The sequence below is a fragment of the Cypionkella aquatica genome (assembly GCF_030161095.1).
Taxonomy (GTDB): Bacteria; Pseudomonadota; Alphaproteobacteria; order Rhodobacterales; family Rhodobacteraceae; genus Cypionkella; species Cypionkella aquatica.
Window position 1 is genome coordinate 137,816 of record NZ_BSPP01000002.1, and the last position, 22,473, is coordinate 160,288.

Genomic DNA, 22,473 nt, shown 5'->3' on the forward strand with positions numbered 1-22,473 from the left:
CACCGCAATATGCGCGCAACTTTAAGTTTAGACCGTCGGCGCTGGCGTGCCTGCGTCGCCCGTTTTGGCGATTCGATTACGGGTTTCTTAAGCATTTGAGGGTCTGATCAGGTTTGGCGGATTCACGCCGCGTCGTTTTGCGTTGGGTTGAATAGGTCGGCGTTTGGGCCGGAGGGTTGCGATGATTGTGCCATGTATACTGGCAATTTCTGGATTGGTCGGGCTGGTTTCGGCAATTGCCCTGCCGGGTTTGCAAGATTGGGTCATGCTGGCGGGGCCGGTTCTACTGGCAAGCCTGTGGCTGCTGCAGCGCGCGCACGCGCGACGTGGCGTGGCACAGCGCGATTTAGAACACGGACGCAATACCCATTCTGCGCAAGATGCAAAACCAACCCGTCGAAGGCTGTTTGGGCGCCCAAAACCCAAGTTATTTGCGGGCCCGCAATCCAAACAGAAATATGTGGTGATTGACGGTTCCAATGTGATGCATTGGAAGGATGGCGTGCCGCAGATTGAGGCGGTGCAGGCGGTGGTCGACAGGCTGCGGTTTGCAGGTTATGCGCCCGGCGTGGTGTTCGATGCCAACGCGGGTTACAAGCTGGCGGGGAAGTATCGGCACGATTACGCCCTCGGCAAACTATTGGGATTGCCCGCTGATCAGGTCATGGTCGTCGACAAAGGCACCCCGGCCGATCCGGTTATTCTTGCCTCGGCCAAGGCGTTGGGCGCGCGGATTGTCAGCAATGATCGCTTCCGCGACTGGCGCACCGCACATCCCGAGGTGGCCGCCCCCGGCCATGTGATCGCGGGCGGGTATCGAGATGGACAGCTTTGGCTGGATATGGCCTAAAACGTCAGCAGCTTTCTGGCCACCCCTGCCAGCCGCTGTGCGCGCGGGCGTTGCAGCGATTGCATTTCCGCCCCCCTCGGACTATCTGACGATAGACCGATGTTACCGCAGGACACGCGATGAACTGGATTTCCAACTACGTCCGCCCGAAGATCAACTCGTTGTTTTCGCGCCGCGAGGTGCCCGAGAACCTTTGGACGAAATGCCCGGAATGTGGAACCATGCTGTTTCACCGCGAACTTGCGGCGAATTTGAACGTTTGCACCTCGTGCGAGCATCATATGGCGATCAGCCCGCGTGATCGGTTTACCGGGCTGTTCGATGTCGGCGTGTTTGTCGAAGTGAAAGTGCCGGAGCCTGTCGTTGATCCCCTGCAATTCCGCGATCAGAAAAAATACCCGGATCGTCTGAAAACGGCGCAGAAGGCGACGGGCGAGCGCGAGGCGATGTTGGTTGCCGAAGGTGAGGTTGGCCGCACGCCGATCATCGCTGTGGCGCAGGATTTCAGCTTCATGGCAGGCTCGATGGGGATGTATGTCGGCAATGCCATCATCGCCGCGGCGCAGCGCGCGGTGGCAACCAAACGACCGTTGGTGCTGTTCTCGGCGGCCGGGGGCGCTCGCATGCAGGAAGGCATCCTGAGCCTGATGCAGATGCCGCGCACGACCGTTGCGGTGCAGATGCTGAAAGAGGCGGGTCTGCCCTACATCGTGGTTTTGACGCATCCGACCACCGGCGGCGTAACGGCGTCTTATGCGATGCTGGGCGATGTGCAGATTGCCGAACCCAATGCGCTGATCTGTTTCGCAGGGCCGCGGGTTATTGAACAAACGATCCGCGAAAAGCTGCCCGAAGGTTTCCAGCGCGCGGAATATCTGCTCGACCATGGTATGCTGGACCGCGTGACGCATCGCAAAGCCCTGCGCGAAGAGTTGGTGACGATCTTGCGCATGCTGATGCGGCAAAGTCCGGCAGTGAAGGGCGATCTGCCGCCCCCGGGCGAGATCGCCGAGGCAGCCGAGGCCAAAGCGTGAGCTCTGACGCCGTTCTGGAGCGGATGATGTCGTTGCATCCCAAGGTGATCGACCTTGTGATGGATCGGGTTGAACGGCTGTTGGCCGCTTTGGGCAACCCCGAACGCCGCGTGCCGCCAGTGATCCACATTGCCGGGACCAATGGCAAAGGCAGCACTCAGGCGATGATCCGCGCCGGGCTTGAGGCGGGCGGCAGTCTGGTGCATGCCTATACCTCGCCGCATCTGGCGCGGTTTCATGAGCGGATCCGGCTTGCGGGTGAGCTGATCTCGGAACAAGCGCTGACCGATTTGCTGGACGAATGTGTGATCGCAAACGGCCCGGATGAAATCACGTTTTTTGAGATTACCACCTGCGCGGCGTTCCTCGCGTTCAGCCGCGTGCACGCGGATTATACCTTGCTGGAGGTTGGTCTTGGCGGGCGGCTTGATGCGACCAATGTGGTGGCAAACCCGGTGTTGACGGTGATCACACCGGTGTCGATCGACCATCAGCAATATCTGGGCGAAACCTTGGCCGAGATTGCGGGCGAAAAGGCCGGGATTATCAAGCGCGGCGTGCCTTGCGTTATTGGCCCGCAAGATGGCGCCGGGATGGCGGTGATCGAAGCTCGGGCGGCGCGGCTGGGCAGCCCGGTGTTGGCCTTTGGTCAGCAATGGAGCGCTTGGGAAGAACGCGGGCGGCTGGTTTATCAGGACGAAAATGGCCTTCTTGATCTTCCATTGCCGAACCTGCCGGGGCCGTTTCAGATCCAGAATGCGGGCGCTGCGATTGCGGCTTTGCGGGCGTTGGGCAAGGATGCGGCGGCGTGCGAGGCGGCGGTGACCAAAGCCTTCTGGCCCGCGCGGATGCAGCGGCTGCGGGTCGGGCCACTGGTCGAGTCTGCGCCGGGCGTGGAATTGTGGCTGGATGGCGGGCACAACCCGGCTGGCGGGGCTGCCGTGGCGGCCACTTTGGCGCGGATGCCAGAACGCGAAACCCATTTGATCTGCGGCATGCTGAACACAAAAGATGTGCGCGGCTATATGGCACCGCTGGCGTCTCAGGTGACCCGTCTGCATGCTGTGTCTATCCCGGGTGAAAAGAACACATTGCCGGCTGAAGAAACCCGCGATGCTGCGGCTGCGGTGGGCATGGATGCGGTGGTCGCCGCTTCGGTTGCGCAGGCTTTGGCCGCAATCGCAGCGGCCTCGCCTCATGCGCGGGTGCTGATTTGTGGCTCGTTGTATCTGGCGGGCGGCGTTCTGCGCGAGAACAGCTAGGTTTTCGCCCCATAGCGCGCCATGAACATCGACACCGCCCCCTCAATCACGCGGGTGGTGTCGGCTTTGGTGCAGCAGGGCTGCGGCGTGAAGATCACCCTATCCTGAATATCCACTTTGCAAAGCTGCGCGAATTGGGCGGCGGCAAAGGGAATGTCGTCGATCACCAATTCGCCGCGTTCAGTCGCGCAGCGCAGGGCTTCAGCGATCCGGTCTTTCACCAGTTTCGGCCCCGAGTGGTAGAATTCGTGCGCGACGGCGGGAAAATTCTCTGATTCTGCGACGGCAATGCGGAAGATGCGCTGACCGAAATCCGACAGCATAAAAGCGGTGATCCGCTGCGCCGCCACGCGCAAAACCACGTCAATCGGCGCATCGCGGTCAATGTCGGATTCGGCATCGGCGGCTTGACGGCGACATTCGGCGCTGGCGATTTCAAGGAAAAGCAGGCGTTTATCGGGGAAATAGGCGTAAAGCGTGGCTTTCGACACCCCAGCTTCGCGCGCGATATCATCAACAGAGGCGCGCTCGAACCCGTCGCGCATGAACACGATGCGCGCGCCTTCCAGCACTTGATCGAACTTGCGACCTTTGACGATCAGTTGCGGCTTGGCAGTCATGCTGTCCCCCTTGGCGCTAGTCTACAGCGGCCAAAGGGGGGCGGGCAAGCGGTTGGTCACTTGTTGGGCTGGATGGCATTTTGCGCCGAGATCGTGGTGGTGCTGGGCGGGAAGGTCAGGTCGGGCAGATTGACGTTCATCGAGAAGGCAGAGGCTTGGGTGGCGGCGGCAAGCGAAAGCAACAGGGCAGCAGCAAAGCGGGTCATCATGGGTTCCTTTGTTTTGAACTGAACGGTTCAGATATGTAAATGAACCGATTCGTTCAGTTTGGCAAGAGTATTTTGAACTGTTGAGTTCAGATTCAGTTTTGGACTTGGCAATCCTTGAGGTTTGCGCATATTTAGAATGATTCCAGATTGAGGTGAGCATGGGCATTGGCATTTCAAACCGCAGGCGCTTTTCGGATTTGACGGAACAAGAGGTGTTGGCGCTGGCGATTTCCTCGGAAGAGGATGACGCGCGGATTTATCGCAGTTATGCGCATGGGTTGCGGGTGGATTATCCGGGTTCTGCCGCGGTTTTCGATGAGATGGCAGCTGAGGAGGACGGCCACCGTCAGATGCTGATTGATTTGCATGTGGTGCGGTTTGGCTCGGTTATCCCATTGATCCGGCGCGAACATGTGGCGGGGTTCTTTGCGCGGCGTCCGGTTTGGTTGACTGAAAACCTGGGGCTGGAGCGAATCCGCGACGAGGCCCGCGCGATGGAGGCGGGGGCGGCGTCGTTTTATGCGCGGGCGGCGGCGCGGACATCTGATGCGGCGACGCGGAAATTGCTGGGGGATTTGGCGGCTGCAGAGGCGGGGCATGAAAAACATGCCGATCATTTGGGCGCGGAGTTGGTTGGACCGCAGGTGCGCGCGGGTGAGGATAAGGTGGCCAAGCGGCAGTTTATCCTGACTTGGGTGCAGCCGGGGTTGGCGGGGTTGATGGATGGGTCGGTTTCCACCCTTGCGCCGATCTTTGCGACGGCTTTTGCGACCCAGAATACCTGGACGACGTTTCTGGTGGGCTTGGCGGCCAGCTTGGGGGCGGGGATCTCGATGGGGTTCACCGAGGCCGCGCATGATGATGGGGTGCTTTCGGGGCGGGGTTCTCCGTTCAAGCGGGGGTTGGCCTCGGGGGTGATGACCGCGGTGGGGGGGCTCGGCCATGCTTTGCCCTATCTGATCCCGGATTTCTGGACGGCGACCACGATCGCGATGGTGGTGGTGTTCGTGGAATTGTGGGCGATTGCGTGGATTCAGAACAAGTTCATGGAAACGCCGTTTTTGCGGGCGGCCTTGCAGGTGGTTGTGGGCGGCGCTTTGGTATTTGCCACCGGGGTGCTGATTGGGGGCGGTTGAGGGTCTGTCCCCGCGGGGACAGGTTTGAAATCTGTCCCCGCGGGGACAGGCGTATAGATTTGTCCCCACGGGGACGGGCGTTTAGATTTGTCCCCACGGGGACGGGCGTTTAGATTTGTCCCCACGGGGACGGGGGCTAATTCTGTCCCCGCGGGGACAGAATATATTGCTTTCAAATCAAATGGATATGCCGGAAATTTTCAAAAATTAACGATTTGTTCAGAGTTTTCAGCCTCAACCTGCTGGCCGCACCATCTGGGCTTGTGCTGGGCGGGCGCGCGTGAAACTCTGACCCCATGCTTGCGATCCTGTTGAAAACTCTGCCGTTCTTTGCGGTGATTGGCCTTGGCTACGGCGCGGGGCGGCTGCGGTTTTTCAGCGCCGAGGCCACGGCTTATCTGACGAAATTTGTGTTCTACTTTGCGCTGTCGGCGATGCTGTTTGGCTTTGCCGCCAATCTGGACCTGAGCGACGTGTTCTCATGGGCGTTTGTCTGGGCGTATTTTCTGGCCTCGGGCCTTGTGTGGGCTATCGTGGCGGGGGTGGCGCTGCTGCGCGGCGCGAAGCCCGAAGTCGCGGTGTTTGAGGCGCATACCGGCATCATCGGCAATGTCGGTTTTCTGGGTATCCCGATGCTGACGCTGCTTTTGGGGCGCGCGGCGGTGGGGCCGGTGCTGTTGGTGCTGGCGGTGGATTTGTTGGTGTTCACCTCCGTTCTGACGCTGGTTGTGGTGGGCCTGCGCGAGGGGCGGATGTCATGGGGCATCTTTCAGGTGCTGGGCGTTGGCCTGCTGAAAAACCCGATGATCGTTTCGGTGGTGTTGGGAATGGCTTGGGGGGCGACCGGATGGGCGCTGCCGGTGCCAGTGAACGAATTCATGACCATGCTCGGGGCTGCGGCGACACCCTGCGCGCTGTTTGCGATTGGCGCGAGCCTTGCCGGGCGCAGTGCAGAGCGGCTGGAGGTGGCGGCTTGGCTGAGTTTTGCCAAGCTGGTGCTGCATCCCGCGGCAGTGGCGTTGGCCGCGCTGGTGATTTTCCCGGTGGAGCGTTATGCGGCGGGTGTGATGGTGGCGGCGGCCTCTTTGCCTGTGGCGGGAAATGTGTTCATTCTGGCGCAGCATTTCGGGGTGGCGCCGCAGCGGGTATCGACCGCTATCCTGATCTCGACCGCCGCATCGGTGCTGAGTGTGACGGCGGTGATTGCGTTTGTGACGGGCTGAACGGCCTGCGAAAATAAGATGGGCTAAAGGGGCAAGACGATGAAAACCATTTCCGAAAACCGGGCGTTTGGCGGCGTGCAAGGCGTGTATAGCCATGCTTCGGACGCCACCGGAACCGATATGACCTTTGGGCTGTTTTTGCCTGCCGAGGCCGAAGAAGGTCTGGTGCCGGTGCTGTGGTATCTGTCAGGGCTGACCTGCACGCATGAAAATGCCATGGTGAAGGCGGGCGCGCAAAGGTGGGCGGCAGAGGTCGGCATCGCGCTGATCTTCCCCGATACCAGCCCGCGCGGCGAAGATGTGCCGAATGACGCGGCCTATGATTTGGGGCAGGGCGCGGGGTTCTATGTGAACGCAACGCAAAGCCCGTGGGACAAGAATTTCCGCATGTGGGATTATGTGACGGAAGAGCTGCCGCGCGAATTGTTCAAGGCGTTTCCGATTGCCGAAGCGGCGCAGTCGATTTCGGGCCACTCGATGGGCGGGCATGGGGCGCTGACCATCGCGATGAGCTTTCCGGGGCGGTTCCGGTCGGTATCGGCCTTTGCGCCGATCTGCAATCCGACGGCAAGTGATTGGGGCCGCAAGCAATTTGCAGCCTATCTGGGGCCAGATGAGGCAAGTTGGGCCGCGCATGACGCAACGCTGTTGATGAAAAAGCGCGGCTTTGATGGTCCGATGCTGATTGATCAGGGCACCAGCGATCAATTTCTTGATCTGTTGAAGCCCGAAGCTTTGGCGGGCGCGATGGCAGAGCGGCGTCAGGGCGGCAGTTTTCGGATGCAGAAGGGCTATGATCACAGCTATTTCTTCGTCAGCACGTTCATGGAAGAGCATGTGGCGTTTCACGCGGGGGCGCTTAATGCGTAAACTTGCACTGGTATTGGCTTGTTTGGCAGGCCCGGTAGGTTTGGCAGGGCCGGTCTGGGCTGGTGCTGCCGAAGATCAGGTGTTGGCGGCGGTCAATCAGGCGCGTGCAAGCGCGGGCTGTAGCGCGCTGACCACGAACACCAAGCTGGAGACAGCGGCACGGGGGCATGCGCGGGCGATGGCCGAGCAGAATTTCTTCGGCCATGCCAGCAAGAATGGCGGCAAATTCTCGGGGCGGATCAAGGCGCAGGGCTATCGCTATAGCAAGGTCGCGGAAAACATCGGCGCGGGGCAATCCTCGGCCGCCGGGATCATGAAGGATTGGCTGGGCAGTGCGGGGCATCGCAAGAATATTCTGGATTGCGCGCTGACCGAAACCGGAATTGCGGTGGTCTATCAGCCGGATGACAAGCCCTTGAAGGGCCAGAGTTATGCGATGAAATATTACTGGGTTCAGGTGTTCGCGCGACCATGAGCGTGTTGGAATGAGTGGTCGGATTTTCATTGATGCCGATGCCTGCCCGGTGAAAGCCGAGGCAGAGCGGGTGGCCACGCGGCATCAGATGCGGATGATTCTGGTGTCGAATGGCGGTATCCGGCCAAGCGCCAATCCGCTGGTGGAAAGCGTGTTTGTCGCGGCTGGCCCGGATGAGGCCGATAAATGGATCGCCGAGGCTTGCGGTGTCGGCGATGTGGTGGTGACCGGGGATATTCCGCTGGCCGCGAAATGCGTGGCGGCGGGGGCGAAAGTGGTCAAGCACAATGGCGAGGAATTGACCGGGGCGAACATCGGCAATGTGCTGGCGACGCGGGATCTGATGCAGGATTTGCGCAGCGCTGATCCGTTTCGGCAGGGCGGTGGGCGGCCTTTCTCGAAGGCGGATCGCAGTCGGTTTCTGGAAGTTTTAGAGCGGGTTGTGCGGCAAGCGAAGCTGTGATGTCGCGGCTGCGATAGATTTGCCCGGTGCCTTGCGCAAATTTAAGGCATGTCTGATACGTCGAAAAAACCCAATACCGGCATCTTCTTTGCGCTTGGCGGCGGGATCGTGCTTTCGGTCAATGATCTGGCGATCAAGGCGTTGTCGGGGACTTATGCGCTGCATCAGGTGATCTTGTTGCGTGCGATCATCAGTCTGGCAATTGTGCTGGGGGTGATCTGGGTGTCGGGCGGTGGCTTTCGGCAGTTGCTGACCAAGCGGCCGCTGGATCATCTGTTCCGGGTCTGCATCGTGATGTGCTCGAATGTGACCTATTTTGTCGGGCTGTCGCTGATGCCGTTGGCGGATGCGGTGGCGACGGCGTTTGTGGCGCCTTTGTTTGTCACGCTGATGTCGGCGTTGATTTTGCGCGAGCAGGTCGGGCCAAGGCGCTGGGCGGCTGTGGCGGTGGGGATGTTGGGCGTGGTGATCATGACGCGGCCGGGGGCGGGGATCATCCAGCCTGCGGCGATTCTGGTGCTGATCTCGGCGTTTTGCTATGCCTCAAGCCATATGATGACGCGGAGGATGCGTGGCACCGAAAGCGCTATGACGTTGAATTTCTTTGTGCAAATCGGCTTTATCATCGTCAGCCTCAGCTTTGGTTTTATTGGCGGCGATGGCCATTTGGCGCAAGCGCCGGGCAGCACATGGGAGTTCCTGTTCCGCCCATGGCACACGCCGCCGATGGCGGATTGGTGGGCGTTTCTGGCGACGGGCGTTGCGGTGGGCGTTGGCGGTTTGATGATGTCGCAGGCCTATCGGACCACCGAAGCAGCACTGGTGGCACCGTTTGAATATATCGGCATGCCGATGGCGATTTTCTGGGGGGTGGTGGTGTTTGGCACCGTGCCCGACCATATCGCTTGGGTGGGGATTGCGTTGATCTGCGGTGCGGGGCTTTATACCCTGTGGCGTGAGACGGTGCGCAAGAAGAAGGATCTGGATGTTGCAGCCCCAAGCGGTGATATTTGACATTGGCAATGTGCTGACGCGCTGGCAGCCCGAGGCGTTTTATGACCGGGCGATTGGTGCCGAGCGCAGGCAGGCGTTGTTCGCGGCGGTCGATCTGCATGGGATGAACGACCGCGTCGATGAAGGCGCTTTGTTCCGCGAGACGATCTATGAATGGGCCGACCGCCACCCGGATTGGGCCGACGAAATCCGCATGTGGTATGATCGCTGGATCGAGCTTGCCTCGCCCCGCATCGAGGGCAGCATTGCCTTGCAGCGGGCCTTGCGCGCCAAGGGAATTCCGGTGTTTGCGTTGACCAATTTTGGCCGCTATTCGTTTCAAGAAGCCCTGCCAAAGATGGATTTTCTGGCCGATTTCGACCGTCATTATGTTTCGGGTGAAATGGGCGTGATCAAGCCTGATCCGCTGATTTATCAGATGGTTGAGGAGGATTGCGGCATCGCGCCGCAGGATTTGTTGTTCACCGATGACAAACCCGAAAATATAGTTGCGGCGGCGCGGCGCGGGTGGCGCACGCATCAATTTGAAAGCTGGCAAGGCTGGGCGGGCCGTTTGGTCGCCGAGGGCTTGCTGACCAAAACAGAGGCAGGGTTATGAGCATTGAAATCGTTGGGCCAGAGGCCGAAGCCTTGCTGTCGTGGCAGGGTCTGTGCGCGGCGATCGAGGCTGGACACCGGCTGCCAAAGGCCAAGATCAGCGACCTTTTGCTGCTGCGCGGGTCGGATACGATGCTGGATCGTGCGGCTTGGATCGACGGTCTGGGTGCGCTGGTGAAAGTCGCCAATGTGGTGCCGGGCAATGCTGCGCGTGGTCTGCCCAGCATCCACGGCGCAGTCAATCTGTTCAACGATACCACCGGCGCGTTGGAGGCATTGGTTGATTTCCACCTTGTGACCAAGTGGAAAACCGCTGGCGACAGCCTGCTGTCAGCCAGCAAACTGGCGCGCAAAGACAGCCGCAATATCCTGCTGATTGGTGCCGGAACGGTGGCGCGATCAATGGTCGAGGCTTATTCTTCGCTGTTCCCCGATGCGCGGTTCAGCATCTGGAACCGTTCGCCCGCCGGGGCAGAAGCGATGGCTGCGGCTGACCCAAGGGTTACGGCGGTCAGCGATCTGGAGGCAGCGGTGCGCGGCGCGGATGTGATCTGTTCGGCCACGATGAGCAAAGCGCCGCTGATAAAAGGCGCATGGCTGCAACCGGGTCAGCATATCGACCTGATCGGCGCATATACCCCGGCGATGCGCGAGGCCGACGATGCGGTGATGCAGCGCGCGTCGGTATTCGTCGATGCGCGGGCGACGACGATCCACCATATTGGCGAGTTGATCGACCCGATTGCCAATGGGACCATCACCGAGGCCGATGTGAAGGCCGACTTTTACGACATCGCGCAGGGGCTTTATACCCGGCGCAGCGATGATGAAATCACCGTCGCCAAGAACGGTGGCGGCGCGCATCTGGATCTGATGACCTCGGCCTATATTCTGGACTGCTGGCGGCAGCGCTGACGCGGCCCCGCCCTAAGTGCCAGTTTGAAGGGCGGCAAGCCCCTTGGCAAGGATGACCCCGGTTGGCCGCCCGGTCGGCGAGCCGCCTTCGGGTTCCAGTGTGATTTCATACAATTGGCCCGCGATAGGGCGCGGCAGCGCGGGCGGGTGCAGGCCCTCGGTGCTGGCCGTCTGCAACAGGCCCAAGGACACTGGCCCCATCTCGGCCGAGGGCAGGGTCCAGACTTGCATCTGACGGCCAGCGGGCACGGAGACGGCATTGACGAAGCGGATGCGGGCGTTTTCGCTGCCAAAATCCTCGACTATGGCTGTTGCCGCACCTTTGTCATCCATCAGCACGGCGATCACCACAGGCTCGGCTGTGAACCAATTGCCGCCAAAAACCGTGCCGATGCACAAAGCGACCGAGGCGACCAAGCCCAGCTGCAACCAGCGACGCGGCGCGGTTTGCAGGTTGGCGGGCTGCGGTGTTTGCGGCGGCAGGGACGGCGGAATATTTGGCGCGGGGGCGGCGTCTTGGCGGCCAAGCTGTGCCGCAATGCCATCCCAAAGCCGCGCGGCACCCGGCACGACCGCGGCGGTCATGTCGAGCGGCAGCAGCCTGTCGCGGGCGCGGGTGACGGCTGCGCGCCAAGCAGTGTCATCGGCCAATGCCTGTTCCAGATCGGCCAAAGCCGTTTCATCCAACAGGCCAAGCACATAAGCATCGGCGCGGGTGTCTAAATCTTGGTTCATGACAGAATCCTGATTCATGACAGGCACCCCCGCAGTGCATCCAAGCCTCGGCGGATCCAGGATTTGCAGGTGCCCAGCGGCACCGATTGCAGCGCGGCAATCTCGCCGTGGCTATAGCCGCCGATATAGGCCAACAGGATCGCATGCCGGGTTGGCGGCTCTAGCACCGCCAAACAGTCTTTCAGCGCCACTTTGTCGCCAAGCCTGTCCCAACCCGCGCCAACCGACTGCAAGCGCGCGTCTTGCATCGCGGTCAGATCGTCGGGGGCCAGCGTGGAAAGCCGCTTGCCGTCGCGCAGGATATTCAGGCAGCGGTTGCGCAGCACGGCAAAGATCCAAGCGCGCGGCGCGCCTTCCCCCGCGCGAAACTGCTGCGCCTTGCGCCAGATTTGCACCAAGGCATCCTGCACGGCTTCTTCGGCCAGATCACGGCGGTGCAACATGCGCTGCGCAATGCCCAGCATCCGCCCGCCTTCCTGATCCAGAATAAGCCGCAGCGCTGCCTGATCGCCAGCGGCACAGCCAGCAAGCGCCGCCGTCAGATCATCTGTGGCGTGATCATCGGCATCTGGCCGGGGGGCCGGGGATAGAGTCATACACGGTCCTCCTTGCAGCCCAAGCGATTGGCCCCCGGCTGCGCGCAAAGGGGGCATTGGCTTGCATCGTTGCACGGCGAGGTGGTTATGGTCCAGTTCCTGCATTGTTTTTCTGGCTCCGCTGCTTGTCTTAATGACACGCTGCAGGGGCATTTGGATGCAAAGCGAAATAAAATTCAGCGGGGCTGCATCCAAAGCGGGGGGCTGGCGTGTCTTTGGGTCAAGGATGGCATGATGCCAGTCCAGCACTGGAAGGACCTTACGATGAACACGTCTCGCACAGCTCTTTACGCAGGCATGGCTTTTGGCCTTTCCGCAACCGTCGCATTTGCGGCCCCGGTTGTGGGTTTGGTCGGAGGCAGCACGCTGGTGATGTTTGACACCGATACACCGGCCAAAGTGTCAATGGTTGAGGTCAGCGGCGCGGGGCCGTTGGTTGGTCTTGATCTGCGCCCGTCAAACAAAACGCTGGTCGGGGTCACGGCGGATGGCAAGGTTGTCACCATTGATCCGGCAACCGGGGCTGCCACGGCATTGTCGACGCTGAGCACGCCGCTGCCGATGGCGGACACGCCGGTTGTGGTCGATTTCAACCCGATGGCGGATAAACTGCGGCTGATGACGGGCACCACCAATCACCGCGTCAATGTGGACACCGGAGAAGTCACCGTCGATGGCAGCCTTGCCTATGAGGCCGCCGATATGCATGCCGGTGAAGCCCCGATGATCGCCGCTGCCGCTTACACCAACGCCTACGGCAAGCCCGAAGCGACCGCGATGTATGACATCGACACCAAGATCGGCGCGCTTATTCGCCAGACCAAACCAAACGACGGCACTTTGGCGGCAGTGGGCAAGCTGGGCATCACGATGGATGACACCACTCCGGCGTTTGATATCCAAACCGCGGCGGATGGCACCAACACCGCTTGGTTGATCGCTGCCAGCACACTCTACACCGTCAATCTTGAAACTGGGGCTGCCACCGAAGTCGGCAAACTGGAAGGCATCGAGGGCGATCTGACCGATTTCACCGTGATGCCAGCGATGTAATCCCAATAGGCCCCGGTGCGGACGCCGTGCCGGGGCTTTCTTGCAGCTTTGGTTGTGCTGCAATGAGGCGGTTAAGCCAGTGCCTGCCGCGCGCTGTATGATGATGATATGTCGGGAAAAATTTGGTCGGAGCGAGAGGAACATAACCCGGTTTCACTCAACCTTTTGATCTAACTCAACCTATTGACTACAAGCACTTTATAGTAAAATCAGTGTTCCGGTCGACTGTTCCGGGCATGTGTCTCGGAGGGTGATCTTTGGAGAGTATTATGGGCCACATTTCTCATCTGAGCAAGCGCGGTTCCGTCTACTATGCGCGCATTGATGTGCCAGAAGACCTCGTGACGGTCCTCAAAACACAGACGAGGAAGCTGTCGCTCAAAACTAAGGATCTGGGGCAGGCAAAGCTCAGACTATGGCCTGTGATTGCCGAGTGGCAACGCGAGTTCGACGATTTGCGCACCCGTCGGGCCTTGGTCGACGCGGACCGCGAACACGCCGTTTGGGATCATCACAAAGCAGTTTTGGAGCGTGATGAAGTTGAGCGGTCGCAGATGCCAGGAGAAGCAGGAATCGAAGCCATGAGAGCTGATTTGCTGGGGCGCGTGGAAAGGGGCGAGTTCAAGGGGATCGACCCACTGTCCATCTTGGAGGCGACAATCGAATTGCAGGTTGCTCAGAGGGCCGGGGAGCTATCTACTACGGCTCGCACTGTCAAATTGACTGAGATGCGAAAGCACCTTGCGAAGGGCGAAACTGCGCTGATCGCACATGAAGTCGATGAATATCTGCGCGTGAATCGCTTGTTTGTGGAGCCTTCAACCCCTGACTGGGTGAGCCTCGCTCGGCGCATGATGCGTGCGGAGATCGACGCCTTGGAGCGCACGCTGGAGCGCGACCAAGGCGACTTCTCAGGGCTCCCCCGTGATGTGCTTGTGAAGCCACCAACTCTTGAACGACGAGCTACGGCTGAAATTGCTGTCGTTGGAGAAAGCATTGCTGAGGCAGTGAAAGCGTTTAAGAAGGAAAATCCGAGGAACGTCTCTAAAAGCCGAATGAACGAGTCATGTCGCGACATTGGCATCTTTATTGAGACGGTCGGCCCCGGGTTTCCTGTGGCGAAAATCAATAAAAAGCATGTTCGCGAGTGGAAGGCGCTTTTGATGAAGTATCCAGTGCGTGCGACAGAGGTTGTAGCGTTTCGCGGGATGAGCATTAGCCAGATCGTTATGGCGAATGATGAGCTAAAGCGGCAGGTGTTGTCCGACAGGACTGTGAATCGCTATCTGTCGAGCCTCTCTGCGTTCTGTTCATGGGCCGAGGTAAACGGCTACATTCCGGCAAATCCCTGCACGGGTATGGCCTTGCCGAAGGAACGTCGAGCCACGACGTTGCCCTTCACGAGCGAACAGATGAACATCCTGTTCACATCGCCGTTGTTCGCAGGAGCACAGAGCGAGACCGAGTGGCGATTAATCTCACGGCCCGGAGATGTGTTGATCCGCGATCACCGCTTTTGGGTGCCGCTTATAATGCTTTTCTCCGGTGCGAGGCCCGGAGAGATTGGTCAGTTCGCTGTCAGCGACTTGCGCCAACAGCAGGGGCAGTGGTTTATGCACATCACCATTGAGGGCGAAACCCACAGCGAGGGGAAGTCGGTCAAAACGCAAGGTTCAATGCGGGTAATCCCCATACATCCTGAACTAGTGCGCCTTGGGTTGCTCAAATACCATGCCGAGCGTGTTGAAGCTGGAGACAAGCAACTTTTTCCTGGCGCAAAAAGGAATGAGCGAGGTCAGATGATGGCAGATTTCTCGCGTGAGTTTGGCAAGTATCTGGCGCGCATTGGCCTGAAGTAAGCACCTGGCCTCAAGCTTTATTCCTTCCGGCATGGTGCCGCAGATGCTTTGCGAAGGGCAGGTTATTTGGACAATCAGTTCGGCTTCATTCTGGGTCACACAGAACAATCCATGACTGGCCGCTACGGCATCATGCCACAGGGTATGCTGGAGCAGCGCGTAGAACTGGTAAATGCGATTGCCTATCCGGGTCTCTTCCTCGATCATCTGGTGCCGTCTCTAAATGGAGGGTGAGCTGTCCAGAAGTCGCCGGAATTCTTAGGCAGGTGACGATGTGTATATGGTGTTAGACTGCGTCGCGCTAAAGTTCAGATGTTCAGTTCTTCCTCAGACACAGTCATCAGCAGCTGCACCAAGCCCGTGTTGACGTAGTAGTTGTTTTTGCCTGCGCGGTGCTTCTCGACAAAGCCGTGTTCGGCCAACGTGTCGAGGTATCGGGCTGCGGTCTGGCGGGCGACTGTCAGATCGTTCAGGACGTAGTCGATCCGTGTGTAGGGGTGGCGGAAGAGGTTGTTCAGCAGTTCCTGGCTGTAGAGCTTCGGCAACTCGGCGCGCATCCGGTGCTTGGCGGCGCGCATCTGATCGCCGATACCCTCGACCAGCCGTAGGGTCGTAGCCGCTGTTTCGGCCACGCCATCGAGCATGAAGATAACCCAGTCTTCCCACGCGCCGTCGTCACGGACTGCTTGAAGGAGCCGGTAATAGTCAGCCTTGTGCCGCGTAATGTGCCGCGACAGGTAGAGCACCGGAATATCCAGCAGGCCTGTCCGGGTCAGGTAGAGCACGTTCAGGATGCGGCCGATCCGGCCGTTGCCGTCCGGAAATGGGTGAATGCTCTCGAACTGATGGTGGATCAGTGCCATCTTGATCAGCGGATCCAGGCTGGACATCTCATCGTCGTTGATGAACCGCTCCAGCGCCGTCATCAGCGCCACGATCTCGTTCGGGTCCTGCGGCGGCACGAAGACGACCTCTCCGCTGCGTTCGTTCTTCAGCGCGGTGCCGGGGGTTGCGCGGAAGCCGTCGCTGCGGTCTTTCAGCAGCCTGAACATGTCGATCAAGGTCGAGTTCGGGATCAGACCGCCAGTCTCTTGCAACCTGCTGTGACCGAGGCGCAGCGCGTCGCGATAGCGTGCAACCTCTTTGGCAGCCGGGGACGGGGGCTCGTCGGGAAACACATCGGCCTGGAACAGCTCATCCTGGGTGGTGACAATGTTCTCGACCTCGGATGACGCCTTCGCCTCCTGAAGCGCCAGCGTGTCGATCAGGATGCCTTGGTTCGGGATCGTCTTAGCGTGGCCTTTGAGGTCTGCCAGTGCTCGGGACGCCCGGTTGAGCGCTTTCAGCACGGCCACTGTTTCCAGTGTCACATCAGGCGGCATGGTCGGCAGCTTGTATGTCGGTTTTAACATGTTGCACTCGACGTGTTCGAAAATCTGGATTTTTCTAACATGACACAGTGAACATGTTCGCGAAAGGGCTGTTTGGATAACATGAAGGTCTGGCTCGGCGGGCCCATAACCTCCTGTCAACCAAAATGGTCTTTTTAGTTTTTCTTGCTCTGACAAATAGCCCGTCACCGACTAGCATTTCCTCATCTTTTGCTGAATTGCGGGGGTTGGTTGACACGGACGAACGCAATTTAGTTACGGTGTCAACCAGTTGGATCATAAACGAACTGGTTTGTTGCGATAGCGCGGTGACGAATATGGATATGGTTATGGTGTTGCTCTTGTTTTCACCTCCCAGTCCCTTCCGCGGAGCCTTCTCTGGTGATCCAACGCGCCCCGGAGCGCCTGCACAACTTCAAGGCTTGGTGGCGGCACGCTATCAAAGCAAATCACCCTAAGGAACTCGACCCAGCCTTCCTCTGCCTTGGTGAGCGAGCCATCTTGCGGCGCTACGAAGCCTTCGAACATCTTGCGTGTCATTTGCCGAAAATCCCGCGCAGTGCTGTGCGGGACCGGGCGGTGACAAGCGGATCACTGTCTTCGGTGGCGCTGCGGATTTCCTCGATCCAAGCCCGTTCGTTCGCGCTGATCGGCGTTCCCATAATCTCGACGATCGCAGTTGCAGCGGTGTCACCGACAGCCTGACCGAGTGCAAGCCGCAGAAGGCGTGCCGGGTCGCAGTCCAGTGCAAGCGCGAGGGCCGGAACACGGTCGAGTGGCAGCTTGGTGCTGCCAGAGCGCAGCATCGAGAGAACGTTTGCATTCAGAAACCCGGCCTCATGCGCGATCTCGGCCTGAGTCTTGGGCTTCAACTCGAGGATGCGCACCTGGAGGAACTTCGCGAGCGCGGTGTCTTTGTGCGGTTTGATGGTCATGATCTCGTCCTGTTATCAATTTTCATGACCTATTTATAGCGGTGGATGCGGTGACATGACCGCCGTAAACATCTGTTATAAATAGAAAATACTGTATGCCGAGCAGCTGGATGAAGTCAGAGGTTGTGTCAGAAGTTGAACTCCAACTCGTCCCTTTCGCTGTCGTTATCGGCGCAGCTGCTGAGGTTATCATCGTGAAGCAAGCAACCGAGAACTCGATGCCAAGACCGGGACCCGTGGCGTCAAAGGCCACGAAGCCAGAAGAGATCACTCTGCCCACACCTGAATATGCGGACATGAAAAGTCCTGTAGTTGCAGTGGATGAAATTGAGGAACTCGAGCTGAAAGCTGCCTAAACTCGATCTTCGCAGCATGACAAAAGCTCGCCGGTTCAGATCCGGCAAGCTTTTAATTTCAATACTTTCACGAGTCCTGTTTGCCATCACCCGAACGCGAAAAGACAGATCAAGCACCGATAGCGCTTGATTTTGGGCAGCGCGCTGCGAATAATCAATCAGAGCGGCACGCTCGGTGTAGTGACTCGCCCGATTTGATAAATGGTGTTTCACAGTTTGGCTTTCCGCTTCATCCATACCGCTGATTTGCATCTAGACTCGCCCTTGGTCTCGCTCGCGCTGCGCAATGCTGATCTTGCTGATCAGGTGGGTGTGGCAAGCCGTTCGGCATTGACCAGGATTGTCGACCTGTGTCTGGCCGAGGCCGTTGATGCGCTGCTGATTGCGGGTGATCTTTGGGATGGCGGGCTGAGTTCGGCCAAAACTCCACGGTTTCTGAAGCAGGAATTGCTGCGGTTGGACGAGGCGGGCATTCGCTGTTTTATCATCCGGGGCAATCACGATGCGATCTCAAAGGTCACGCGCGAGCTTGATCCGCCTAGCGGGGCGCGGGTGTTTGGGCCGAAGGCCAAGACCGAAACGTTCGAGGCAGGCGGCCATCTGATCGCGGTGCATGGCGTCAGCTTTGCCGAGCCTGTGGCACCAGGCAGCCTGTTGCCACTGTATCCTGTGGCGATGGCGGGGGCGTTTAACATCGGCATGATGCACAGCAGCCTGAACGGCAGCGTCGGGCATGATGTCTATGCGCCGTGCAGCGTCGCTGATCTGGACGCGCATGGGTATGATTATTGGGCGCTTGGCCATATTCATCGCAGATCAGAGCATTGTGGCCGTGCAACTGTGGTGATGCCCGGTATCCCGCAGGGCCGTGATATTGGTGAGGCTGGGACTTGTTCGGTGACGCTAGTGACGGTGGATGATGCGGGCGCTGTGGTGACTGAACAGTGCAGTGTTGCGGCGCTGCGGTTTGATCGGCTGCGCATTGATCTGGCAGATATGTCTGACTGGGCTGAGGTGATTGAGGCATTGGATGCCGCATTGCGTGACATCGCGCATGTAACACGCCACGAGGCGTATCTGGTGCTGCGCCCGATGCTGATGGGGGTGACGCCGCTTGCGTGGCGGATTGCCCGTGATCTGGACCGCTTGACAGAGGAAGCCCATACCATCGCGGCCTCGGTTGGGGGGATCTGGATCGACAAGTTGGAGAATGGCACCACCTCGCAGGGGGCCGGGATCACCAGTCAGTTGCCTATCGATCTGGTCGGGATCGTTATGGCTGATCTGCCAAATGATCCGGCACTTCTGGCGGCCTTGGCCGAAGCTGCGCGCGTGTTGATGCACGATTTGCCGCCCGAGTTACGCGATCTCTTGGGCGATGATGCCGCCGCTGTTGCCGCCGCGAGTGGTTTGCTGTTGGCGGAGGGCAGTGTGCAGATCGTCGCCCGGCTTGGCGCGGGTGAGGTTGCCTGATGCGTTTGGAAGGTTTGGATCTGACCCGTTATGGCCGCTTTACCGAGGCAAAGCTGGCGTTTCCCGCACCTGCCCCCGGTGGCGCTGATCTGCATGTGATCTTTGGCCCGAACGAGGCCGGCAAATCGACGCTGTTCTCGGCTTGGCTGGATTTCCTTTACGGTATCCCGCTGCGTAGCCGTTACGACTTCAAACATGCCGGGCCCACGATGCGGATCGGCGCACAGATCAGCCATGCCGGGGGTGTGCTGGATCTGGCGCGGCAAAAGCGCACCGGCTCCAGTTTGCTGGATGCGCATGAGGCTGTGGTTCCCGATACTTTGTTGCAATCGGCGTTGGGCGGGCTTTCGCGCGAAGGCTATATGGCGATGTTTTCGCTGGATGATGACACGCTTGAAAAGGGCGGCGAGGGTATTCTTGCCAGCCGCGGCGATCTGGGCGAGATGCTGTTTTCGGCCAGCGCCGGGCTTGCCGGACTTGGCCCGCAGCTTGCGGCAATCCGGGCCGAGTTAGACGGCTTTCACCGCGCCGGGGGCCGCAAGGGCGTGGTGTATGAGGCAAAGACCCGGCTGGCCGAGTTGGATCGCCAGCGGCGCGCGCTGGATACCTCGGCTGCGACCTATCAGCGCTTGGGGCGCGAAGTGGTTGTGGCCGAGCGGGATTGGACCACTGCACGCGATGCCGAAGCGGCAATCAGCCAGGCCCTGCGCGATCTGCAAGATGCGCTGGCCGTGTTGCCGTTGCGCGACCGTCTGGCGCGGCTAGAGGCCGATCATGCCCCGCTTGCGCATTTGCCTGACGCTGCTGATGCGGTGGTGCAGAACCATCAGGCGCTGGATGAGGCCCGCAACGCATTGGCCAGCCGGATCGCTGACCGTGCCGCGCGGATCGAGACATTGGCTGCCCGCAGCGCCGCGTTGACGCCAGACGCCGCGATCTTGGGCGTGCGGGATGCAATCTTGTCGGCTGATGCGCTGCGTTCGGCGCATGACACCGCCGTGCAGGATTTGCCGCGGCGTCGCGATGAGGCGGCAAGCGTCGAGACGGCGTTGCGCGAAACGCTTGTGCGTTTGGGTCGGCCGGGTGCTGCTGTTGAGCCGCTGTTGCTTGACCCGGTGCGGCTTAGCGCGTTGCGTGGCTTGCTGGCCGAACGCTCGGGCGTCGTCACCGCTGTTGAGCGTGCGAGGGGCGAGGCCGCGAATGCCAAGGCCAAACTGGAAGCTGCGCAAACCCGTCTTGGTGATCCTGGCACACCCGAGGATCTTGCGGGTTTGCAGGCGTTGCTGACGCGGTTTCGCACGGCAGATCCAAGTGGTGTTTTGCGTATGGCGTTGCGTGACCGAGACGCCTGCGCGGCGCAGATGCAAGCGGCGCTACAAACGCTTGTGCCGTGGCAGGATGAAGCCGATGCGCTGGCTGCGTTGGCGGTTCCAGCCAGTTGGCAGGTTGAGGCATGGGTTGCTGATGCGGAACGCACACGCCAAGCGGTGACGGATACCGAGCGCGCGCTGCAACAGGCGCAATCAGCCCATGCCAGTGCCGAGGCGTTGGCAGGGCAGGCGGCTGAGGTAGCAGCGGGAGTCACTTTAGCTGAGGCGGCTGCGGCGCGCAGCCAGCGCGAAGCCCACTGGGCCGCCCACCGCGCTGATTTGAAGTCTGCAAGTGCCGATGCCTTTGAAGCAGCACTGCGGCAGGATGATCAGATTGCTGCACTTTTGGCCGACACGATGGCGCGGGCGCGGTTGGGCGCGGCAGATGCCACGCGGCGCGTCGAGCTGGCGGCGGCGGTGTCTGCGGCGCAAGATCAGTTGGCGCAGGCCTACGCTGCACGCGATGCGCTTACCGCGACGCTTGACGCCACCTGTGCCGCGCTTGGTTTGCCGGGGGCCGCGTTGGCAGACTTGCGCCGCTGGCTTGATCTGCGGATTGCAGCGCTGGGTGTGCGCGCGGCGCTGCGGCAGGCCGAGGATACTCTGGCCCGCGCTGAGGCAGATTTGCGGGCTGCCACATCGGCGTTGCAGGCCACACTTGGGCTTGCCCCCGATCACGGCGGTTTTGATGCGCTTTGGGCGAGTGCCACCGCACGGCTGGACGCCTCCGACAAGCACCGCGATGCGCGCCGACAACTTTCCGAATTGCAGGCTGATCTGCAAGACCGCGCAAAAGATCACGCCACCGCAGAGGCCAATGCAACGGCATGGCTGGCCGCGTGGCAGACCGCCTGTGCCAGCACTTCGCTTGCAGGGCTGCCCGCTGACAGCGCAGGCTTGGGCAATATGCTTGATCTTCTGGATGCGTTGGGGCGCGATGCAGCGCTGCTCGCCGGATTGTCGGACCGCATTGGCAAGATGGAGCAGAACCGCGCAGGCTTTCGCGATGCAGTGGCGCTGATCCTGTCGGCGATCCAACTGCCGCCTGAAACACCTTGGGTGGAACTGCCTGCGCGTCTGCGCCAGGCCGAAGATGCCAGCACAAAGCTGGTCGAACTGTCGCGCAATCTGGCCGATGATCGTGACGCGCAGGGGCAAGATCAGCGGCAGGCTGAAGCCAATGCCCTGGCGTTAAGCGCATTGGGCGCGGCCGTTGGCTGGGCAGAAGGTGGTGGCAGCCTTGGCAGCCATGTCGCGGATTGCCAGCGCGCAGCGCGGTTGCGACATGATGTTATCGGCCTGCGCGCTGATCTTGCCAACCGTCCAGAGCCCACCGAGGGCTTGGATATCAACGCCTTGACAGCACAAGAGGCTGCGACACAGGCAGCGTTGGAGTTGCGGCACAGCGAAACGCAGGCCGCTTTCGCCCTCCTACTTGAAGCAAAGCGTCAACTAAGCGCGGTGGGCGGCGATGATGCCGTGGCGCGCCTTGAAGCTGAACGTGCCAATCTGCTGAACGCACTGCGCGACGGCGCGCAGGCGCATCTGGCCCGCCGCTTTGGTCTGATCGCGGTGGAGCAAGGCCTGTGCCGCTACCGCGACAGCCACCGCAGCGCCATGCTTGATCGCGCCTCGGCGGCGTTTTACAGCTTAAGCCGGGGCGCTTATACTGGCCTTGCGGCCCAACCCGATGGCGCAACCGAGGTGCTGGTGGCTTTGTCTGCTGCGGGTGGTGGGAAACTGGCCGCCGATCTGTCAAAGGGCACGCGGTTTCAACTTTACCTCGCGCTGCGGATCGCGGGATATCACGAGTTGGCGCAAAGTCGCCCCACCGTGCCGTTCATCGCCGATGACATCATGGAAACCTTTGATGACGACCGGGCCGCTGCGGCCTTCACTTTGCTGGCCGAGATGTCGCGCTCGGGACAGGTGATTTACCTCACCCACCACCGCCACCTCTGCGATATCGCCCGCGCTGCTTGTCCCGACGTGCGGGTGACTGATTTGCAAGCCCTCTGATTTGCGTTGAACTGGAGC

23 protein-coding genes are annotated in these 22,473 nt (G+C 60.2%); 16 read left to right on the forward strand and 7 right to left on the reverse strand.

Annotation, left to right across the window (positions count from 1 at the left end; genetic code table 11):
- The first annotated feature begins 463 nt into the window (after positions 1–463).
- From QQJ98_RS01365 to QQJ98_RS01375, 3 genes are all read left to right on the forward strand, one after another.
- Positions 464–850 (forward strand): NYN domain-containing protein, encoded by a 387-nt coding sequence (locus QQJ98_RS01365; protein ID WP_284323522.1) that lies wholly within the window; start codon positions 464–466, stop codon positions 848–850.
- Between the two features lie 119 nt (positions 851–969).
- Positions 970–1,884 carry an acetyl-CoA carboxylase, carboxyltransferase subunit beta gene (accD, locus tag QQJ98_RS01370; protein WP_284323523.1) on the forward strand — a complete coding sequence of 305 codons (915 nt, stop codon included), beginning with the start codon at positions 970–972 and terminating at the stop codon, positions 1,882–1,884.
- A gap of 23 nt (positions 1,885–1,907) precedes the next feature.
- The gene (locus tag QQJ98_RS01375; protein ID WP_284323786.1) at positions 1,908–3,146 is read left to right on the forward strand and encodes a bifunctional folylpolyglutamate synthase/dihydrofolate synthase; all 1,239 of its coding nucleotides are present in this window, start codon (positions 1,908–1,910) and stop codon (positions 3,144–3,146) included.
- Here the strand turns inward: QQJ98_RS01375 and QQJ98_RS01380 are convergent.
- Both QQJ98_RS01380 and QQJ98_RS01385 read right to left on the reverse strand, forming a co-directional pair.
- Positions 3,143–3,766: a TetR/AcrR family transcriptional regulator gene (locus QQJ98_RS01380; RefSeq protein WP_284323524.1), complete on the reverse strand. Its 624-nt coding sequence runs from the start codon at positions 3,764–3,766 to the stop codon at positions 3,143–3,145. The two genes, QQJ98_RS01375 and QQJ98_RS01380, sit on opposite strands and share 4 nt — an antisense overlap.
- Before the next feature lie 56 nt (positions 3,767–3,822).
- Entirely contained in the window at positions 3,823–3,972 is a 150-nt protein-coding gene (locus QQJ98_RS01385) for a hypothetical protein (protein WP_284323525.1), read from the reverse strand.
- A gap of 161 nt (positions 3,973–4,133) precedes the next feature.
- Here QQJ98_RS01385 and mbfA point away from each other — a divergent pair, with 161 nt between their 5' ends.
- The 8 genes from mbfA (at position 4,134) to QQJ98_RS01425 (ending at position 10,668) form a co-directional block, all read left to right on the forward strand.
- Positions 4,134–5,111 carry an iron exporter MbfA gene (mbfA, locus tag QQJ98_RS01390; RefSeq protein WP_284323526.1) on the forward strand — a complete coding sequence of 326 codons (978 nt, stop codon included), beginning with the start codon at positions 4,134–4,136 and terminating at the stop codon, positions 5,109–5,111.
- 296 nt (positions 5,112–5,407) lie between these two features.
- Positions 5,408–6,334, forward strand: coding sequence for an AEC family transporter (locus QQJ98_RS01395; protein ID WP_284323527.1), 927 nt, complete (start codon positions 5,408–5,410; stop codon positions 6,332–6,334).
- Between the two features lie 39 nt (positions 6,335–6,373).
- The gene (gene fghA / locus QQJ98_RS01400) at positions 6,374–7,204 is read left to right on the forward strand and encodes an S-formylglutathione hydrolase (RefSeq protein WP_284323528.1); all 831 of its coding nucleotides are present in this window, start codon (positions 6,374–6,376) and stop codon (positions 7,202–7,204) included.
- Positions 7,197–7,679 (forward strand): CAP domain-containing protein, encoded by a 483-nt coding sequence (locus QQJ98_RS01405; RefSeq protein WP_284323529.1) that lies wholly within the window; start codon positions 7,197–7,199, stop codon positions 7,677–7,679. The genes fghA and QQJ98_RS01405 overlap by 8 nt, the downstream gene beginning before the upstream one ends.
- A gap of 10 nt (positions 7,680–7,689) precedes the next feature.
- Complete coding sequence (locus QQJ98_RS01410) at positions 7,690–8,142, forward strand: YaiI/YqxD family protein (RefSeq protein ID WP_284323530.1); 453 nt, start codon at positions 7,690–7,692, stop codon at positions 8,140–8,142.
- A gap of 48 nt (positions 8,143–8,190) precedes the next feature.
- On the forward strand, positions 8,191–9,156 hold the full coding sequence (locus tag QQJ98_RS01415) for a DMT family transporter (protein ID WP_284323531.1): 966 nt from the start codon (positions 8,191–8,193) through the stop codon (positions 9,154–9,156).
- A complete protein-coding gene (locus QQJ98_RS01420; protein WP_431307772.1) occupies positions 9,128–9,754 on the forward strand; it encodes an HAD family hydrolase in 627 nt (208 codons plus the stop codon). The genes QQJ98_RS01415 and QQJ98_RS01420 overlap by 29 nt, the downstream gene beginning before the upstream one ends.
- Entirely contained in the window at positions 9,751–10,668 is a 918-nt protein-coding gene (locus QQJ98_RS01425) for an ornithine cyclodeaminase family protein (protein ID WP_284323532.1), read from the forward strand. The genes QQJ98_RS01420 and QQJ98_RS01425 overlap by 4 nt, the downstream gene beginning before the upstream one ends.
- Before the next feature lie 12 nt (positions 10,669–10,680).
- Here QQJ98_RS01425 and QQJ98_RS01430 read toward each other — a convergent pair whose 3' ends face one another.
- Together QQJ98_RS01430 and QQJ98_RS01435 are read right to left on the reverse strand one after the other, a co-directional pair.
- A complete protein-coding gene (locus QQJ98_RS01430) occupies positions 10,681–11,403 on the reverse strand; it encodes an anti-sigma factor (protein ID WP_284323533.1) in 723 nt (240 codons plus the stop codon).
- Between the two features lie 14 nt (positions 11,404–11,417).
- A complete protein-coding gene (locus tag QQJ98_RS01435; protein WP_284323534.1) occupies positions 11,418–11,999 on the reverse strand; it encodes a sigma-70 family RNA polymerase sigma factor in 582 nt (193 codons plus the stop codon).
- Between the two features lie 264 nt (positions 12,000–12,263).
- On the opposite strand from QQJ98_RS01435, the gene QQJ98_RS01440 reads away from it, so the two are divergent.
- From QQJ98_RS01440 to QQJ98_RS01450, 3 genes are all read left to right on the forward strand, one after another.
- On the forward strand, positions 12,264–13,052 hold the full coding sequence (locus tag QQJ98_RS01440) for a DUF4394 domain-containing protein (RefSeq protein ID WP_284323535.1): 789 nt from the start codon (positions 12,264–12,266) through the stop codon (positions 13,050–13,052).
- Positions 13,053–13,321: 269 nt separating this feature from the next.
- The gene (locus tag QQJ98_RS01445) at positions 13,322–14,911 is read left to right on the forward strand and encodes a DUF6538 domain-containing protein (protein WP_284323536.1); all 1,590 of its coding nucleotides are present in this window, start codon (positions 13,322–13,324) and stop codon (positions 14,909–14,911) included.
- A 66-nt stretch (positions 14,912–14,977) separates the two neighbouring features.
- Complete coding sequence (locus tag QQJ98_RS01450) at positions 14,978–15,145, forward strand: hypothetical protein (RefSeq protein WP_284323537.1); 168 nt, start codon at positions 14,978–14,980, stop codon at positions 15,143–15,145.
- Between the two features lie 74 nt (positions 15,146–15,219).
- On the opposite strand, the gene QQJ98_RS01455 is transcribed toward QQJ98_RS01450, so the two are convergent.
- From QQJ98_RS01455 to QQJ98_RS01465, 3 genes are all read right to left on the reverse strand, one after another.
- The gene (locus QQJ98_RS01455) at positions 15,220–16,323 is read right to left on the reverse strand and encodes a Fic family protein (protein WP_284323538.1); all 1,104 of its coding nucleotides are present in this window, start codon (positions 16,321–16,323) and stop codon (positions 15,220–15,222) included.
- 515 nt (positions 16,324–16,838) lie between these two features.
- Positions 16,839–17,237 (reverse strand): XRE family transcriptional regulator, encoded by a 399-nt coding sequence (locus QQJ98_RS01460; RefSeq protein WP_284323539.1) that lies wholly within the window; start codon positions 17,235–17,237, stop codon positions 16,839–16,841.
- Positions 17,238–17,479: 242 nt separating this feature from the next.
- Positions 17,480–17,845 (reverse strand): hypothetical protein, encoded by a 366-nt coding sequence (locus QQJ98_RS01465; RefSeq protein WP_284323540.1) that lies wholly within the window; start codon positions 17,843–17,845, stop codon positions 17,480–17,482.
- Positions 17,846–17,857: 12 nt separating this feature from the next.
- Between QQJ98_RS01465 and QQJ98_RS01470 the strand changes: the two genes are divergently transcribed.
- Together QQJ98_RS01470 and QQJ98_RS01475 are read left to right on the forward strand one after the other, a co-directional pair.
- Positions 17,858–19,066: a metallophosphoesterase family protein gene (locus QQJ98_RS01470; RefSeq protein WP_284323541.1), complete on the forward strand. Its 1,209-nt coding sequence runs from the start codon at positions 17,858–17,860 to the stop codon at positions 19,064–19,066.
- Positions 19,066–22,455: a YhaN family protein gene (locus QQJ98_RS01475; protein WP_284323542.1), complete on the forward strand. Its 3,390-nt coding sequence runs from the start codon at positions 19,066–19,068 to the stop codon at positions 22,453–22,455. The genes QQJ98_RS01470 and QQJ98_RS01475 overlap by 1 nt, the downstream gene beginning before the upstream one ends.
- Positions 22,456–22,473: the final 18 nt, after the last annotated feature.